Source organism: Paenibacillus mesophilus (assembly GCF_005938385.1).
GTDB lineage: Bacteria > Bacillota > Bacilli > Paenibacillales > NBRC-103111 > Paenibacillus_AB > Paenibacillus_AB mesophilus.
In genome coordinates this window covers 1-16551 of record NZ_VCRA01000003.1, presented here as the reverse complement: position 1 = coordinate 16551, position 16551 = coordinate 1, and the positions used below count along the sequence as shown (strand labels likewise).

The following is a 16551-nucleotide window of genomic DNA, read 5'->3' as shown; positions in this document are numbered from 1 at the left end:
CTGACGTGTACCCTTTTATGCGTTTTCCATTCGCCTTATAGTCATTACCTATTGGACCTATAGAAATTATATCTTGGAGCAATCAAGAGGGACATGGTAAAATCGAAACAAAGATCGGAGAGGTGATTCCTAATGGCAAAGAGAACGCTGTTCGAGAAAATTTGGGACAATCATGTCATTTATCAGGAGCAAGGCAAACCGAGCATCATTTATATCGACCTGCACTTGGTGCACGAAGTTACATCGCCCCAGGCGTTCGAAGGGCTCCGGCTGGCGAACCGCAAAGTGCGCCGCCCGGACTTGACGTTCGCTACGATGGACCATAACGTGCCGACGAAAGACCGTTTCAACATCAAGGACCCGATCTCCAAGCAGCAAATCGACACGCTGTCGCAAAACTGCGCGGACTTCGGAGTCATGCTGTTCGACTTGAACCACGTCGACCAAGGCGTTGTACACGTTATGGGACCTGAGGTCGGATTGACCCATCCGGGCAAAACGATCGTATGCGGCGACAGCCACACATCCACGCATGGCGCATTCGGCGCTCTGGCGTTCGGGATCGGCACGAGCGAAGTCGAGCATGTGCTCGCTACCCAATGCTTGCAGCAGGCGAAACCGAAAACGATGGAAGTGCGCGTCGTCGGCAAGCTGAGAACGGGCGTCACGGCCAAAGACTTGATCCTCGGCATCATCGCCAAGTACGGCACCGATTTCGCAACGGGCTATGTAATCGAATATACGGGCGAAGCGATTCGCGGGCTGACGATGGAAGAGCGGATGACGGTGTGCAACATGTCGATCGAAGCCGGCGCCAGAGCGGGTATGATCGCTCCTGACGAGACGACGTTCGAATACTTGCGCGGCCGCGACTATGTGCCGCAAGGCGAAGCGTACGACCGTGCCGTTGCCGAGTGGAAACAGCTTGTTACCGATGAAGGCGCGACGTTCGATACTGTCGTCGATTTTGACGCCGAATCGCTCATCCCTCAAGTGACTTGGGGAACGAGCCCGGGTATGGGAACCGACGTTACGGCGAACGTGCCGAATCCGGCCAGCCTACCGACCGAGAACGAACGCAAAGCCGCCGAGAAGGCGATCGAATATATGGGTCTGACCCCGGGCACGCCGATGACCGAGCTGAAAGTGGACCGCGTCTTTATCGGCTCCTGCACGAACGGCCGTATCGAAGATTTGCGCGCTGCCGCGGAAGTGGCGAAAGGCTACAAAGTCGCCTCTCACGTTAACGCGATTGTCGTACCTGGCTCCGGCCGCGTGAAGCTGCAGGCGGAGAAGGAAGGCTTGGACAAAGTGTTCTCCGAAGCGGGCTTCGAATGGCGCGACGCGGGCTGCAGCATGTGTCTGGCGATGAATCCGGACGTGCTGAGCCCGGGCGAACGGTGCGCTTCCACGTCGAACCGGAACTTCGAGGGCCGTCAAGGCCGCGGCGGACGTACACATCTCGTGTCTCCGGCGATGGCGGCTGCCGCTGCGATCGCGGGGCATTTCGTCGACGTTCGCGACTGGACGTTCAAAGTCGAAGCAGGCGTATAATACGGACGATTGAAGCGATAAGGAGAGATAACCGATGGAAGCATTCAAACAGCATACGGGCCTCGTTGGTCCGGTGGACCGTGTGAACGTCGATACGGACGCCATTATCCCTAAGCAGTTTCTGAAGCGGATCGAACGTACCGGCTTCGGCCAGTTTCTGTTCTTCGAATGGCGTTTCGACGAGCAGGGCAACGTGAATCCGAATTTCGATCTGAACAAACCGCGCTATCAAGGCGCTTCGGTGCTCATTTCCCGCGCCAACTTCGGCTGCGGCTCGTCCCGCGAGCACGCTCCATGGGCGATTATGGACTACGGCTTCCAAGTCGTGATCGCACCGTCTTTTGCCGACATCTTCTACAACAACTGCTTCAAGAACGGCATCCTGCCGATCAAGCTGAGCGAAGAGCAAGTGGAAGAGCTGTTCCAGCGCACGGCCGCAAACGTTGGCTACAAGCTGAACGTCGATCTGGAGAATAAGACGATTACCGACGACAAAGGTTTGAGCATCGCGTTCGATCTGGACGAACACCGCCGTCAGTTTTTGCTGCTCGGTCTCGACGATATCGGCCTGACGCTGCAGCACGAAAGCTTGATCTCCGCTTATGAGGCGAAGCAAGCGGCTCGTCTTGCCTAAGCTGATCGTTAAATCATGAATCGGGGAATCCCGGGAAGCAGCGACGTAAGCCATTTGAGCTTATGCGCGGCTTTCTCGGGATTTTTTGTGTTGAGATTGCCGCTGATCGGAAGCACGCTGTTATCGGAGCTGCGGTCGATGGACCTTTCGCTTAGATAGCGGAAGAAATCGATCTTATTTTGCCCCTATGGTGCCAGGCGGCTGGAATAGCGGAGATTTTTGCTCTTATTTTGGGTGTTTTCACGATAGTAATCGATATCTATGCCGGATTTCTAGGAAATAGGGTCGAATATTTCCTTTATTTCTTGGATTGCGGCCCAATCCGCCACAATAACGTCTTTTTCTTCCGCTATTTACCACCGTCCGTTTTTCAAGGGGGGTGATCTCCGCACAAGTCCCCACCGCAGGGCGAAAATTGGCGAAAGATTGGGCTAATCGCGAGCTGCGACGCTCTATCGATTCTTTTTTTATATGTTTTGTCAAAATGATAGACTTTTTTGTGGTTTTCACGCAACTTTTGCTTGTTTTTGGGCGTCTAACGTTATGTCTGATGCTGGCAAATCTATGCAAACTTCTGTCCCATTCTCTCGAATTTTGATAGAAGGAAGAAGTGATGAAAGATTTCGCCCGAACGGCTACCAAATCGAAATGAAGCTTAGAGGTGGACGATGAAGTACTTAAAACTGTTGCTGCCGACCCTGTTGATCGCCTTGATGCTGCTCGTGCCAATCCAAGCGTTTGCCGCCGACAATCCGATCCAGCTGTTCTTGAACGAGAAGAAGCTGATCCCCGAGGTGGCGCCACAAATCGTTAACGGTGGAACGACGATCGTTCCGGTACGGATCATTTCTGAGGAATTGAAAGCGAAAGTAACCTGGCTGGAACAGGAACGAGCGGTAAAAATCGAGCAGGAGCAAACGACGATCCAGCTGAAGATCGACAATCCGGTCGCCGTATCCAACGGCGTCAGTTGGACACTGGAGGCTCCGCCCGTTATCAAGGACGGCAATACGCTCGTCCCTGTACGTTTTATCGCCGAACAGCTGGGCATGAAGGTCGTCTGGGATGAAACGACGCCATCGGTTCGATTGTTCAAGGTGGCGCAAGAAGCGGCATCGTCGGACAACAGCGGAGGACAACAAGCTTCAGACGGTAAGACCGGACAGTCAACGGGCTCGACAGGAACAACGGGCTCGACAGGAACAACGGGCTCGACAGGAGCTACGGGCTCCACAGGAACAACGGGCTCGACAGGAGCTACGGGCTCGACAGGAGCTACGGGCTCGACAGGAGCTACGGGCTCGACAGGAGCTACGGGCTCCACAGGAACAACGGGTTCGACAGGAACAACGGGCTCGACAGGAACAACGGGCTCGACAGGAACAACGGGCTCGACAGGAACAACGGGCTCGACAGGAACAACAGGCTCCACAGGAACTACCGGATCAAGTTCAAGCAGTATTTCCGGGAAACCGGCGGACGGCAATTCTTCTTCAACTGCCGGAGGGACATCAGGCAACAGTACCGGATCAAACGACGGCAAGTCTCCGACTACGGGCTCGGGCGGTACAAGCAAGCCTTCCGGAGGGACTTCGACGGCTGGAGATAAAACCTTGTCGACGCTGACGAAGCTGGAAGTATCGGGCGAAGAGATTATCATTCGAACGAGTGCGGATGTCGTTCCCGTCACTTCTACGCTGCAAGGTCCGTTTCGGATCGTAATCGATTTGCCCAACTCGAACCTCGGCACTTTCGCCAAACCAGGCGGCGTGGGACAAGTGGAGCTTCAAATCCAGCATCCGAAGGTCGAGAAAATACGCTATTCCCAATATTCCGACACAACGGTCCGCATCGTGCTCGACATGAAGCAAAATTCGGACTACCACTTAACGGAAACAAAACCGGTCAAGCAATGGGCAGTAAGCTTCCAAGACAAGAAGTACACGGTGGTCGTGGACGCCGGTCACGGAGACACAGATCCGGGCGCGATATCCATAACTTCGCGCAAAGAGAAGGATTTTACCCTGTCCGTGTCGAATAAAGTGTACAAGCTGCTGCAAAAAGAGCCGTCGATCAAAACGATTATGACCCGCACGAACGACACGTACCCTACGCTGCAGGATCGTGTAGATTTGGCCAACGGTGCAAATGCCGACTTGTTTATATCGATTCATGGAAATTCTTTCAAACCGGATATAAGCGGAACCGAAACCTATTACACCCGCTCGGACAGTGTCGCTTTCGCCGGAATTGTGCACAAGAGGGTAGTAGAAGCGACAGGACTCGCCGACCGGGGTGTTCGCAATGGGAACCTTAAAGTGACCCGGGAGACGACGATGCCCGCCGTGCTCGTCGAAGTCGGATATTTAAGCAATTCGACCGACGAATCCTTGATGTATACCGAAGAGTTTCAAGACCGGGTGGCAGCGTCGATCGCGGCGGCTATCAAGGAGCAGTTGAACATCCCCGACGCCTCGGTTGAAGTAAAATCAGTGCCTTCCCAACAGACGAAACAACCAGAGTCGTCCTCGACCAAAACGTCCACGGAATCTTCCGCGGTGAAAACCGCCCCGGAATCGACGACGGTCAAATCGACGGGGACGGCGGAAACGCCTAAAGAATCGGCTTTAGATAAAGCCGTCCAACCCGCAAAGTAACATTTGCCCTCAGTATCGGGCTGCTTATCCGGCAAGGCTCAGCAGCGCTTAACGAAGTAAACTTTGCCTACGGCAAAGTTCGGTAATGCTTACGAAGTAATCTTTGCTTTCAGCAAAGATCAGTAGTGCTTACGAAGTAAACTTTGCCTACGGCAAAGTTCGGTAGTGCTTACGAAGTAATCTTTGCTTTCAGCAAAGATCTTAGGAGTGATTTCGATGAAGCGAAAGTTCGGTTACAAGCAACTACTTCTCGGTCTGACGCTCACGCTTGCCATGACCGGCTGCGCCAACGCGAAAACGAAAACCGATCCCGCCGCATCCGGCTCGGGAACCGGCACGAAGACGGAAACTCCGGCCGCGAAGCAGCTGAAAGTAAAAACGTATTATGCCGACGATAATCTCGACAAGCTGATCGAACGCGAAGCGAACGTAACGTATGCTACCGACGCCGACAAGTACAAGGCGGCGCTCGACGCATTGAAAACAGCTCCGGAAGCATCGCTTTCGTCATTAAGCAAAGGCATTACGTATCGATCCGTTACGAACCAGAGCGGGAATTTGACGGTCGACATCAGCATTGCGGACAACGGGCGCTTGGGTGCTCCAGGCGAAGATTTGCTCGTTCAATCGATCCGCAAATCGTTGTTCCAGTTCAGCGAGGTTCAGACGATCGAAGTGTTGTTGGACGGGAAGAAGATAGAAAGTCTCATGGGACACGTAAGCCTCCCGCATCCGATGAAACGGAATTGACACAATAGAATGCGGACGTAAAGATTGGAGAAGGCGGGGAGAAGAAGCGCAATGAAACGGAAAATGAAGAAAACTTTCAAGCTAGCCGTAGCTTGTTCACTAGTATCTACAATGATGTTGGCCTCTTCCGCCTACGCGGCGGACACTCCGAGCGGGAATACGACCGGCAATACGAGCAGCTCAAGCAGCTCGACGTCTTTGCGGTTAAGCTTTCCGGACGTTCCGGTCACCCATTGGGCGATCAAACACGTCACCAGGCTCGCTGTAGAAGGAGTCGTGCAGGGGGATGATTTCGGCCGCTACAATCCGGAAAGCTCGGTCAGCCAGCAGGACGTCATCATTATGGCCATCCGAATGATGGGCCTGGAGAATGCGGCTCTCCAAAGCAAGACCAGCGTCGCGCTGCCGTTCGGCGATGACGACGTGCGCAAAGACGCAAGGCCATATGTCGCTTATGCAATCGATCAGAAGCTGATTAATTTGCAGGAAGAATATACGCAGGGCAAGAAATGGGGTACGAAGGAAGCATCCCGGGAATGGGTTGCCAAAATCGTAGTCCGGGCCATCGGCAAAACGCAGGACGCGACCAATAAGGCCGGCACGTCTACCTCGTTTGCGGATAATTCCAAAATTTCCGAATCCGCTCTTGGATTTGTCAATGCCGCTTTATCGCTCGGGATCGTACAAGGCTTCGAGGACAATACATTCCGTCCGGACGGCAACGTAACGAGAGCACAGATGGCGACCTTCTGGAGCCGCGCTGAGAAATATTTGGCGAATCCGTCCAACCGGATCGTGGCCGGTACAGTCATGGCAATCGAGGGCAGCAAGCTGACGATCCGCGACAGCAGCGGGAAGACTAGAGATTTACAGATCAATACGGGAGCTTCGTTCTACACGAGCAAGAGCGATACGGATCGGCTGTCCGCTTCCGACATTAAGCTGTACAATGAAGTGTACGTGCTGCAAAACCAGAATACCGCCTATTTCATCGAAGTGACGAACGACGAAGTTCCGATGAAAAGCTTCGAAGGCACGCTGGTCAGCGTCAATATTAACGATTTGACGGCTTCCATCCAAGCGGACGGCAAGTATTATACATACGAGCTGGCTTCCAACGTTTCCGTAAGGGATCTGAACGGCGCTGGTCTCAGTCTCGGATCGCTTCAGGAGAACTCCGTCGTAGAGATCAGGAAGCACGCGCTCATCCCGGAAGCGAAAGTAGCCCAGATCATCGTCAAAAAAACTCCCGTGAACAAAACCGTAACCGGCGCCTTCCAGTCGGTCGACCTGGCGGCTCAGACCGTCACGGTCAAGGACAACGGTACCGGCGTGATCGAGAAGTTTACGATCCCCGACAAATCCGTGTTTGTGCAAGCGGAGAAATATTTCGATCCGGCCAACTTGTTCCAAGGCGATGTAGTCCGTGTCGTGATCAAGAACGACAAGCTAGTTTCGATCGAGGTCGTTCAACAGCTGGTCGAGAAACGCGAAACGGGCAAGCTTCTGTCCATCAGTGAAGATAAGTCGATCGTGACGATCCAGAAAGCGGGCGAACAGCTGGCCGCCTACAAAGTATCGGACAAGCTGCTTGTCGTATTGGGTGAAAACCAATACGGCTCCATCCGGGATTTAATGCCCGGCGACGAGATGAAGCTCGAGATCAACCAGAACAAGATCGATAAAATTTCGGTAGTCGGACGGACGATCGAGAATTTGACGCTGGCGACGATCGAGCAGTATAATGCGGACAGCAAATATTTGATCGTCAAAGATGACCAAGGCCGTCCGAAAATTTATACGATCACCGATTCCACTGCGCTCAAATACGACGATAACTCGCTTCCGCTCGAAACGTTCAAAGGCTATCTGGTCAAAGGCAAACGAGTCAACATTATCGCTTCGCAGGATAAGTTGATTTCCGTTCAATTTGCTACTAGAATGGAAGGCACGGTCGTTTCCGTCAGCACGACGACCGGTGAAGTGACGATCAAGACGGCAAGCGGCATTTCCCAAACGTACAAAACGATGAGCAACGCCTACGTGAGCAAGTACAGCCAGCCTATCGCGAAGCTGTCCGATCTGAAGGCGGGCGACTATGTCCGCGGTTTCTTCGACGGAAACCAGGAGAATGTCGTGTCGCTCTCCGTGAGAGAAACGCAGCTCGTTCATACGACAGCGGTTGATGCGGCCGCCAACAAAGTTACGGTTATCGATGCGGCCGGGGGCATTGGCAATTATTCGTTATTTGCATTGCCGGTTCATCAGAACGGTACGGCTGTAGGAATCGGATCTATCCAGATCGATGAACCGCTCCAAATGACGTTTGTCGGAAGCTCGCTGGAAAGCGTCCAGCTTGTCGACGCGATCAGGGGCAAAGTCGCTTCCGTCGATGCAGCGGGCGGGAAAATTACCGTAACCGACTACTCGAATAATACCCAAGTCGTCGAGATCGGGGCGAACGCGATCGTGAAGAGCGGTAATACGGTACTGCCTTCCCTCTCGGTGCTTAATCCGGAAGATCGGATACAAATAGTCAAAAATTCGGGCGGAAGCACGATTGTCCAGCTGATCGGCGGACAACAACGGACCGTCCAATCGTACGATGCTACTACCAGGGAAATGACGTTTATGCGCGCTTCGATCAACGATAAGGCCAACTACCTGCTGCATTCGAAAGCATACTTGCATCAAGGAACGCAAGTACTGGCTCCGACTTCGTTCGTTGCAGGCGAAACCGTAACCGTCTATTTCTTAAACGACAGAGTTCTCGAAATCGCCAAGCCGTAACGTTCATTCGTCAATACGTGCGGTTAGCGTCGCCGGAGCGGGCTCATGCCTGCCCCGGCGACGTTTTTGCGTGATCGTTGGGCAAATCTGACCCGTATCCGAGGAGAGTAGCGCATGACGAGCAAAAAGACGCGGCATATTCTCGACACGATTGCCGAACTGTTTCCCGATGCACACTGCGAGCTTCATCATTCCAATCCGTTCGAGCTGACGATTGCGGTATTGCTGTCCGCTCAATGCACGGACGAGACGGTGAATAAAGTAACGGCCGATCTGTTCCGCAAATATACGTCTCCGGGCGATTATTTGACGGTACCGCTCGAAGAGCTGGAGCAGGACATTCGCCGGATCGGACTGTTCCGGAACAAGGCCAAAAACATTCAAAGCTTGTGCCGGATGCTGCTGGAGCGGTACGATGGGCAAGTTCCGCAAAAGCACGAGCAGCTGGTCGAGCTTCCCGGCGTTGGCCGCAAAACGGCGAATGTGGTCGTCTCCAACGCTTTCGGCATTCCGGCAATCGCGGTCGATACCCATGTGGAGCGGGTTTCCAAACGGCTCGGCTTGGCCGCGGAGGACGATACGGTTTTGCAGGTGGAGCAGAAGCTGATGAAGCAAGTGCCGCGGGACGAATGGACCGAGACGCATCACCGGCTCATTTTTTTCGGCAGGTATCATTGCAAAGCGCAAAATCCGCAATGCGCGGTTTGTCCGCTTCTGACCGAGTGCAAGGAAGGGAAACAGCGTATGAAAACGCCCAAAAAGAGGAAATCTATAAAGTAGCGAAGTAACCAGGTACAGCCAATAATCGAAGGTGGGATTCAGCATGAAATGCATAGCGGTCTATACGAACGATTTTGAAGTGTTCTCGGACATTTACGAGAAAGTGATCAGCACCCCTCTCGCCGAGAACGAGGAGACAGAGATCGAAGGCGTCATGGTGAGCGAATCCGGGGACGTTCCGGAAAATTACATCGAGCGGATGAGAACGAAACCCGACGTAGTCGTCATGAAGGTGCGGGAGAAAGACATCACGATTTTGCAGCATGGCGAAGTGTTTGAAATATTTATACCTGAAAATGAAAATGTGGTACACTAGAAACCGGAGAAATTCGGTTTTTTTCTTTTTGTGGCGTTATTTTCGGGGCTCCCCGAAAAGTACTCGGAATAAGCTTCGGAGCATCACGTCACTTTTTGGGGAATCTTTTGGGGGATAATTGAGGGGAGACTTTGATCATGAGTACAGTGGAGATCCGGGCGATGGCCAATGCGGAGGAAGCGATTCTTTCGATTGGCACCAAGATGGCCGAAGCCGGGGATCACTTGCATGCGGTAAAAATGAAACAATTGGCCGTCAAAGCGGCCGACCAAGTTCTGAACATCGCTTTCTGCGGCCATTTCTCGGCCGGGAAATCGAGCCTGATCAATAAATTATGCGGACATCACCTGTTGCCTTCGAGTCCGATTCCGACCAGCGCCAACGTGGTGACGATCCGCAACGGAGCGGCGGGAGCGACGGTCAAACGGGCCGGGAGCGACAAGGGCGATGCGGTCTTCACCGAGGTTCCGCTCGATCAGCTTGACGATTATTGCAAAAACGGCGAAGAAATCGAATCCGTCAGCATCCGCTATCCGATTCCGTTTCTAGCCGACAAAGCGGCTCTTCTGGATACGCCGGGAATCGATTCGACCGACAATGCCCATATGATGGCTACGGAATCGGCGCTGCACATGGCGGACGTCGTTTTTTACGTGATGGATTACAATCATGTTCAATCGGAGATCAACTTCGCCTTCACGAAAAGGCTGAAGGAATGGGGAAAGCCGCTTTATTTGATCGTGAATATGATCGACAAGCACCGGGAACGCGAGCTGCCTTTTGCGGAATACAGAGAAAGCGTACACCGCGCATTCGAGAGCTGGCACATCGAGCCGGACGGCATTTTGTATACATCGGTGAAACGGCCCGAAGATCCGAACGACGAATGGGGCAAGCTTGTCTCCTTGATCGGAAAATTGATGGAAATAGCAGAGCCGCTGCGGGACAACAGCTTGGTTCAATCGGTGCGGCATCTGATCGGAGAGCACGGGCAACGGATATCGGAGCGCAATGAGGACGAGAAAGCGCGGCTGCGCATTCAGATCGAGCAGGAAGGGGGAAACGACCTGCCGGACCGGTACGAAGCTCTTCAGAGAACGATCGAGGAGCGGAAGCAGTCGGGAGAAAAATTGCTCGTCGAATGGCGGAAAGAAACCGTCAACCTGCTCGATAATGCCAACGTCACGCCCGCGACGACACGGGATTTGGCGCACCATTACTTGCAGAGCCGGAAGCCGGGCTTCAAGGTCGGACTGTTCGCCCGGGCGGCCGCTACGGCCAAAGAAATCGAGTCACGGCTATCTGCGTTCGCTTCCGACTATTCGGAGAAGGTGGAGGCGAATATCGTCTGGCATTTACGCGCGCAGCTCATACAGGCCGGCGAGAGCTACGGCGTGGAGCCCGCACAAATCGACGAGGAGCTGGCGGCTGCCAAACGGACGATAGACGAGGAGTGGCTGGCTGCTCAAGTTCAGACCGGTGCGATCGTTTCAAATGAATATGCGTTGAATTATTCGAAGCTTATCTCGACGGAAACGAAAAGCGTATTTCGGCGCGCCGCATTCGACCTGATTGATCGGATCGTCCGGAACGTGTACGCCGTAGCGGATCGGGAAGTGGCCGAGCTGAGCCGCGAGAAAGAGCAGCTATCGGAGCGGTTGACCGCCTATCGCGAGCTTCAGTCCATCGAGCGGGAAGAACAGCGGCATGAAGCGGCATTGCTCGCATCGTTTCCTTTCAACGGTCCGGACTTGGCCGGGAAGCTGCCCGATCCCGAACGTATTCAAGAGCATAAAGGGCAAGCGAACACCCCGGACGCAGCCGCTCACGGTGCGGAATCGTCGGAACGCTGGTCGCTTGCATTGGACGGCGAAGCCGGTGCGGAGCCAAGCTCGGCGAAGCCGGAGGCGGAAAATTTCCGTTCCACGATGGCACGGACGGCGTCGAAGCTGTCGGAAGCGTGCAAGCTGCTCGAGCCCGTTCCGTCGATGCAGTCGATTATCCGTTCCATGAAGGACAAGGCGGAGCGGCTCACGCAAAGCCACTTTACGATAGCGTTGTTCGGCGCGTTCAGTGCCGGCAAATCGTCTTTCGCCAACGCGTTGATGGGCGAGTCGATCCTGCCCGTTTCCCCGAACCCGACGACGGCCGCGATCAACAAAATCATGCCGCCTACGGAAGCGTGGCCTCATGGCGCCGTCAAGGTCAAAATGAAAACGGCGGATACGATCGCAGACGATGTTCTGTTCTCCTTGAACGTGCTTGGCGGGGTCCAATCGGCCGATATGGACGCGGCGCTTGCGCAAATCGAAGCGCTGTCGCCGGATCGGGTCGGTCCGAGCGGCAAGCCGCATTATACGTTCTTGAAAGCCGTCCGCAAAGGATGGAGCGAAGCGAAGGACGTGCTCGGACAAGAGCTGCGGGTCGATCTGGAGCGGTTTCGCGACTTTGTGGCTGAGGAGAGCAAATCGTGCTTCGTGGACTTTATTGAGCTGTATTATTTATGTCCGCTTACCGAGCAAGGGATGATATTGGTCGATACGCCCGGAGCGGATTCGATCAATGCGCGCCATACCGGCGTAGCCTTCAACTATATAAAGAATGCTGACGCGATTTTGTTCGTCACCTACTACAACCATGCGTTTTCCCAAGCGGACCGGGAGTTTCTGCTGCAGCTTGGGCGCGTGAAGGACAGCTTCGAGCTCGATAAAATGTTTTTCCTCGTTAATGCGGCCGATTTGGCAGCGAGCCGCGAGGAGCTGGACGGAGTCGTCGGTCACGTCGGAGACAACCTGCTGCGTTACGGGATCCGCAATCCCCGTATTTATCCGGTATCGAGCCTGATGGCGCTGGAAGGCAAGCTGCAGCGCGATTCGGCGGCGGCGGGAAGCAGCGGCATCCTCCGGTTCGAGCGCGATTTCGTGCGGTTTGCCGTCGGGGAGCTGGCGGGTATTGCCGTCCGTTCCGCCGGTCAGGAGCTGGAACGGTCCGCATCGCTGCTGAATCGTTGGATTGCCGGAGCGCGGGAAGGCGAGGAACAGCGCAAGCGGAATATGGAAACGGTACGGGAAGCGAGGAAGCAAGCGGAGCTGCTCCTTCGCGATACGGATTCGGCCGCCGAGGAGCGGGAAGCGGATAAAGAAATTCAGGAGCTGCTCTATTATGTAAAGCAGCGGCTGACATACCGGTTCGGCGAATTGTTCCTATACGCGTTCAATCCGGCAGTGCTGCGGGAAGACGCGGGATCGATCCGCAGCTCGATGCGGGCGGCTTGGTTCGATTTGCTCCGGCTGATCTCTTACGATTTGTCCCAGGAGCTGTATGCGACTACGCTTCGCGTAGAGAATGCGCTGAACCGTCTGGCGGCGAAGCGCCACGACGAGAAGCGGGAGCGGATCGGCCAGCTGCTGGACGGCTTTGAGGCGGGCGATTATGAGTCCGCGCCGTTCCAAACGCCGGCGGTGTCCGAGACGATGGATGTACCGGCCGACGAGAAATGGCTTGCCGGATTTTACAAGAGCGGCAAACATTTCTTCGAAGGACCGGGCAAAGCCCAGCTGAAGGAAGCGGTAGAGAAGCTGTTGACGCGGCCGATTGCGGAATATGTCGAGCGGCACGGCGTCTTGTTCACATCGGAATATATCGCCCAGTACCGGGAGCGGGTGTCTACCGTGCAGGAACGGTTGGATCGGCGTATGACCGAGCATGCGGAAGGGATGCTCGCCGCGCTCGATATGAAAGTGGATATCGGTCAGCTGACGGCAACCCGCGAGAAGCTGCAAGCTTTAATCGAGGCATAAGCATAAGAAGAAGAAGACGTTTTCCGGCATGCAGCTGGAGAGCGTCTTTTTTCTGTTTTGTCTTGACTCGCGAAGATGCCGCGTTATACTGAGAGACAGGTAGAATACTGGTTATCAAATGGAGGGAATCGGATGAATACGGAGCAAAGCATATATGAGCTACTAGGACGTCCTTGCCGCAACTTCAATATTTTGGCGTCGACAGTCATCATCGACCCGCTGGACGGACGGGAAAAGCTCGTATTGTCCAACTTCGCCGCAGGACAAACGGGCAACCTGATCCTAGTCGACACGGTCACGGGTGAAGGCGAATCGATCCCGCTGCCGGGCGATTCCGGAGCATGGGGGCTCGTCAATTGGAACAATAAGAAGCTCGTCGTCGGCACATGCCCGCAGCATGCTTACCTGCACTGCTTGGACTTGTCGTCCCGCACGTGGGCCGAACCGCTGAGCGACCCGGGGGAGAAATATTTTTGGAAGATGACGCTTGGTTCCGACGGTAACGTGTACGGGGGGACATGGCCCGGCTGCTCGCTGCTGCGATACGACCCGGTGACGCATACGCTCGAGAATATGGGAAGGGCGTCGGACAATCCGAAAAACCAATACAGCCGCCCCGTGGACGGCAGTCTTCCAGGGTACATATTGCTCGCAGGCGGTTATGACGAGCCGTTCCTGAAAGCGTTTCATATCGAGAGCCGGACGTTCCGCGATTTCGGCACTCCCGGATTCGTCGTACGGGAAGTGACGGAGGAATTTATTTGTACGGCCAAAGACGGGCAGCTGGAGTTTTATGACCCCCGCACGTTCGAGCAGCTTCCGGATGACGGACTGGGGGAAAAGCTGAAAACGATTGAAACAACTTTGCCGAACGGCAAGCGGCACCGGGCGATCGAGCTCGCGAACGGACGGTTCGCTGGCGTACGCGGACAAGATATATACCTTATCGATAGTCTGGACGAAACTCCGAAGCTGATGCGGATTCCCGTAGAAGCGCCGGCGACGGGCATCCATACGCTTGTTTCCGACGCAGAAGGGCGCTTATGGGGCTCGTGCGGCTTCGGTCAGACGATTTTTCGATTGGACGTCGAGGATCGCTCGGAATGGAACTCCTCTTCGGTATGCGATGCCGGGGGTGAAGTGTACGGCATGGTGTTTCTCGAGGGGAAGCTGTTCATGTCCTCCTACGTCGGGGGCGATCATATCGTCTACGATCCCTCGAAGCCGTGGGATCAACTGAACAATGCAAACCCGAAGACGCTGCGATCGGTATCGCCCGAATTCGTCCGTCCGGAAGGGCGCAGCGTGCTGGGTCCCGACGGTGCAATCTGGACCGGCTGGTCGGCCAACTATGGGACTTATGGCGGCGCCTTGTCCAGAATCGATCCGCAGACGCTCGAAGTCGAGTGCTGGAAGTCCCCGATTCCGAACGAGCAGCAAGTTTCAGGGCTTGCCGCGGACAGCCGGTATTTGTATTTCACGACGAATGGCGGAGCGAGCGGCCTCCCGTATAAAGATGTTCCATGTTATTTCGGCGTATGGGAGCCGGGGAAAGGTCTCGTATTCGAGCACCGATTCGAATCGGCCGAGAGGACCGGCAAAGCGATCGTCGCCTTCGACGCGAAGGTATTCGTTCGTGCCGGGGCGGACATACGAATATTCGACCCTGCGGCGCTGCGGTTTGTCGACAGTATCGCAACCGGAGCCGACTGCAGCTGGATGGTGCAGGTCGACAGCCGTACATTGGCCGCCTTCTGCGGCCGCAAGCTGCTGCTGATCGATTCGGGCAGCGCGGCCGTTCTCCGGGAAATCGCGCTGCCGGGACATGTCGGAGCCGCTGCCGCAACGCCCGCCGGCGATTTGGCTTTTGCCGTCGAGGAGGCGGTTTACCGGATAACTGCGGATATTATTGAAGGTATTCGTTCATAATCGTAATAGAACAACGATCGAGCCCGCTTCCCGATGGAAGCGGGTTCACGTTTCTCGTTTAAATAAGTCGATTTTTATCGCAAATGCTCGCAACAATTTCCGGATTTTACCGTCTAATGTTACAGGGAGGTGAGGGACGATGATTCGGGAATGGTCGATACGGATCTTAACCGTACTGACGTTAGCAGCCGTACTCCTGTTCGGCTTACTCGGCTATTACGAACGCAATCCCGAGGTTTTCGCCGCTTCGACCGTACAGCCTTCCTTGCCGCAGCCGACGGAAAGCGGGAATTTATTCGATCCGGCAACGATTCGTCCCGGCGATTCGGCAGCAGGCTTATCGGTACAGTCCGTAAAATCGGGTACGCACGGCACCAACTCGGTATCCGTGCAGTTTAGCGGAAGCAAAGAAATAAGCGGCCGATTCGAGGTGCTCGATCTGGAAACGGAAGCGTACAATCCCGGAGACGTTATTTTTACGGTCGACGATAGATCGGCGGCAAGCTTGCCGAAAGCGAAAACGTTTCACGAGGTGCCGAATCGTTTCGTGCTGCATTTCGATACAAATTCGGACAAGTCCAAATTCGGTGAAGCGGGATCTACGGGGACCGGCTCTATCGTTATTACCGATTATAAAGCCGTATACGCGGACATCCTGGAAGGCGTCTCGGATTCGGCGATGTTGGCGGGAGTAAAGACGCTGCATCTCGTTCCGCCGCTCAGCCCGGAGCAAAACAACCCGGATTTCGCCAAAGAGATGAAGCCGTTTCCGACATTCAAGCCGGATCCGAGAAAAGCGGCCGGCGATCCTTGGTCCGTCTACGCCTGGATCGAGAATGTGAACAAGTCGTTTTACGGGCTGGCCTATAATGGCAAAAAAATTAGCGCCTCTCAACGCGATCAAGTGAAACATTGGCTGCGGGGAGCGTTTACGGAAGACAGGACGGACGAACTGCTGCGGACCCATGTACCCGAGGTCGAAGGCGGTTATTTGATCGGGGGCGGCTCTTCGGGGCTCATTCCCCCCGTAGTGATCAAAGAGGTGCGCGATCCGCTGCTCACGGCCGGCCGGAACGGGGACTATGTGTTTACGGTAACTTGGATCGTATCGGGCACCCAGGATGCGAAGCTGACCTGTTATTTGCAATATGGAGCGTCCGGCTGGAGAATCGACCGGTACGGCTACGAGATGATTTAACCGGACTATCGTCCGGTCAGGCTGTTTATAAAGCCTAGTTTTTCGAGCTAGTCTGGATCAAGAATGTATAACTCTGAGACGTCTCTAACCAGAAACAGAAAAGATCGCCCTACCTGGCTAGCTTGGCCAGATGGTTGGCGATC

The 16551-nt window shown here is 54.7% G+C and carries 10 protein-coding genes; all 10 read left to right on the top strand.

Translation table 11 applies throughout. From position 1 onward, the window contains the following. Positions 1-132 precede the first annotated feature (132 nt). Entirely contained in the window at positions 133-1554 is a 1422-nt protein-coding gene (leuC, locus tag FE783_RS05290; protein ID WP_138878307.1) for a 3-isopropylmalate dehydratase large subunit, read from the top strand. Between the two features lie 34 nt (positions 1555-1588). Continuing rightward, the gene (gene leuD, locus FE783_RS05285) at positions 1589-2188 is read left to right on the top strand and encodes a 3-isopropylmalate dehydratase small subunit (RefSeq protein WP_138878306.1); all 600 of its coding nucleotides are present in this window, start codon (positions 1589-1591) and stop codon (positions 2186-2188) included. A 668-nt stretch (positions 2189-2856) separates the two neighbouring features. Further along, positions 2857-4845 (top strand): N-acetylmuramoyl-L-alanine amidase family protein, encoded by a 1989-nt coding sequence (locus tag FE783_RS05280; RefSeq protein ID WP_138878305.1) that lies wholly within the window; start codon positions 2857-2859, stop codon positions 4843-4845. A 216-nt stretch (positions 4846-5061) separates the two neighbouring features. Continuing rightward, a complete protein-coding gene (locus FE783_RS05275) occupies positions 5062-5595 on the top strand; it encodes a GerMN domain-containing protein (RefSeq protein ID WP_138878304.1) in 534 nt (177 codons plus the stop codon). Positions 5596-5646: 51 nt separating this feature from the next. Then, the gene (locus FE783_RS05270) at positions 5647-8385 is read left to right on the top strand and encodes an S-layer homology domain-containing protein (RefSeq protein WP_138878303.1); all 2739 of its coding nucleotides are present in this window, start codon (positions 5647-5649) and stop codon (positions 8383-8385) included. A gap of 114 nt (positions 8386-8499) precedes the next feature. After that, on the top strand, positions 8500-9165 hold the full coding sequence (nth, locus tag FE783_RS05265; RefSeq protein ID WP_138878302.1) for an endonuclease III: 666 nt from the start codon (positions 8500-8502) through the stop codon (positions 9163-9165). 43 nt (positions 9166-9208) lie between these two features. Further along, a complete protein-coding gene (locus FE783_RS05260; protein ID WP_138878301.1) occupies positions 9209-9481 on the top strand; it encodes an NAD/NADP transhydrogenase alpha subunit in 273 nt (90 codons plus the stop codon). A 137-nt stretch (positions 9482-9618) separates the two neighbouring features. Further along, positions 9619-13281 (top strand): dynamin family protein, encoded by a 3663-nt coding sequence (locus FE783_RS05255; RefSeq protein WP_138878300.1) that lies wholly within the window; start codon positions 9619-9621, stop codon positions 13279-13281. Between the two features lie 132 nt (positions 13282-13413). After that, on the top strand, positions 13414-15210 hold the full coding sequence (locus FE783_RS05250; RefSeq protein ID WP_138878299.1) for an NHL repeat-containing protein: 1797 nt from the start codon (positions 13414-13416) through the stop codon (positions 15208-15210). 139 nt (positions 15211-15349) lie between these two features. Beyond that, positions 15350-16408 (top strand): hypothetical protein, encoded by a 1059-nt coding sequence (locus tag FE783_RS05245; protein ID WP_138878298.1) that lies wholly within the window; start codon positions 15350-15352, stop codon positions 16406-16408. The last annotated feature ends 143 nt before the right edge of the window (positions 16409-16551 follow it).

Coding starts and splice junctions, on each gene's coding strand:
- leuC (WP_138878307.1), top strand. CDS start 133: ATGGCAAAGAGAACGCTGTTCGAGAAAATTTGGGACAATCATGTCATT.
- leuD (WP_138878306.1), top strand. CDS start 1,589: ATGGAAGCATTCAAACAGCATACGGGCCTCGTTGGTCCGGTGGACCGT.
- FE783_RS05280 (WP_138878305.1), top strand. CDS start 2,857: ATGAAGTACTTAAAACTGTTGCTGCCGACCCTGTTGATCGCCTTGATG.
- FE783_RS05275 (WP_138878304.1), top strand. CDS start 5,062: ATGAAGCGAAAGTTCGGTTACAAGCAACTACTTCTCGGTCTGACGCTC.
- FE783_RS05270 (WP_138878303.1), top strand. CDS start 5,647: ATGAAACGGAAAATGAAGAAAACTTTCAAGCTAGCCGTAGCTTGTTCA.
- nth (WP_138878302.1), top strand. CDS start 8,500: ATGACGAGCAAAAAGACGCGGCATATTCTCGACACGATTGCCGAACTG.
- FE783_RS05260 (WP_138878301.1), top strand. CDS start 9,209: ATGAAATGCATAGCGGTCTATACGAACGATTTTGAAGTGTTCTCGGAC.
- FE783_RS05255 (WP_138878300.1), top strand. CDS start 9,619: ATGAGTACAGTGGAGATCCGGGCGATGGCCAATGCGGAGGAAGCGATT.
- FE783_RS05250 (WP_138878299.1), top strand. CDS start 13,414: ATGAATACGGAGCAAAGCATATATGAGCTACTAGGACGTCCTTGCCGC.
- FE783_RS05245 (WP_138878298.1), top strand. CDS start 15,350: ATGATTCGGGAATGGTCGATACGGATCTTAACCGTACTGACGTTAGCA.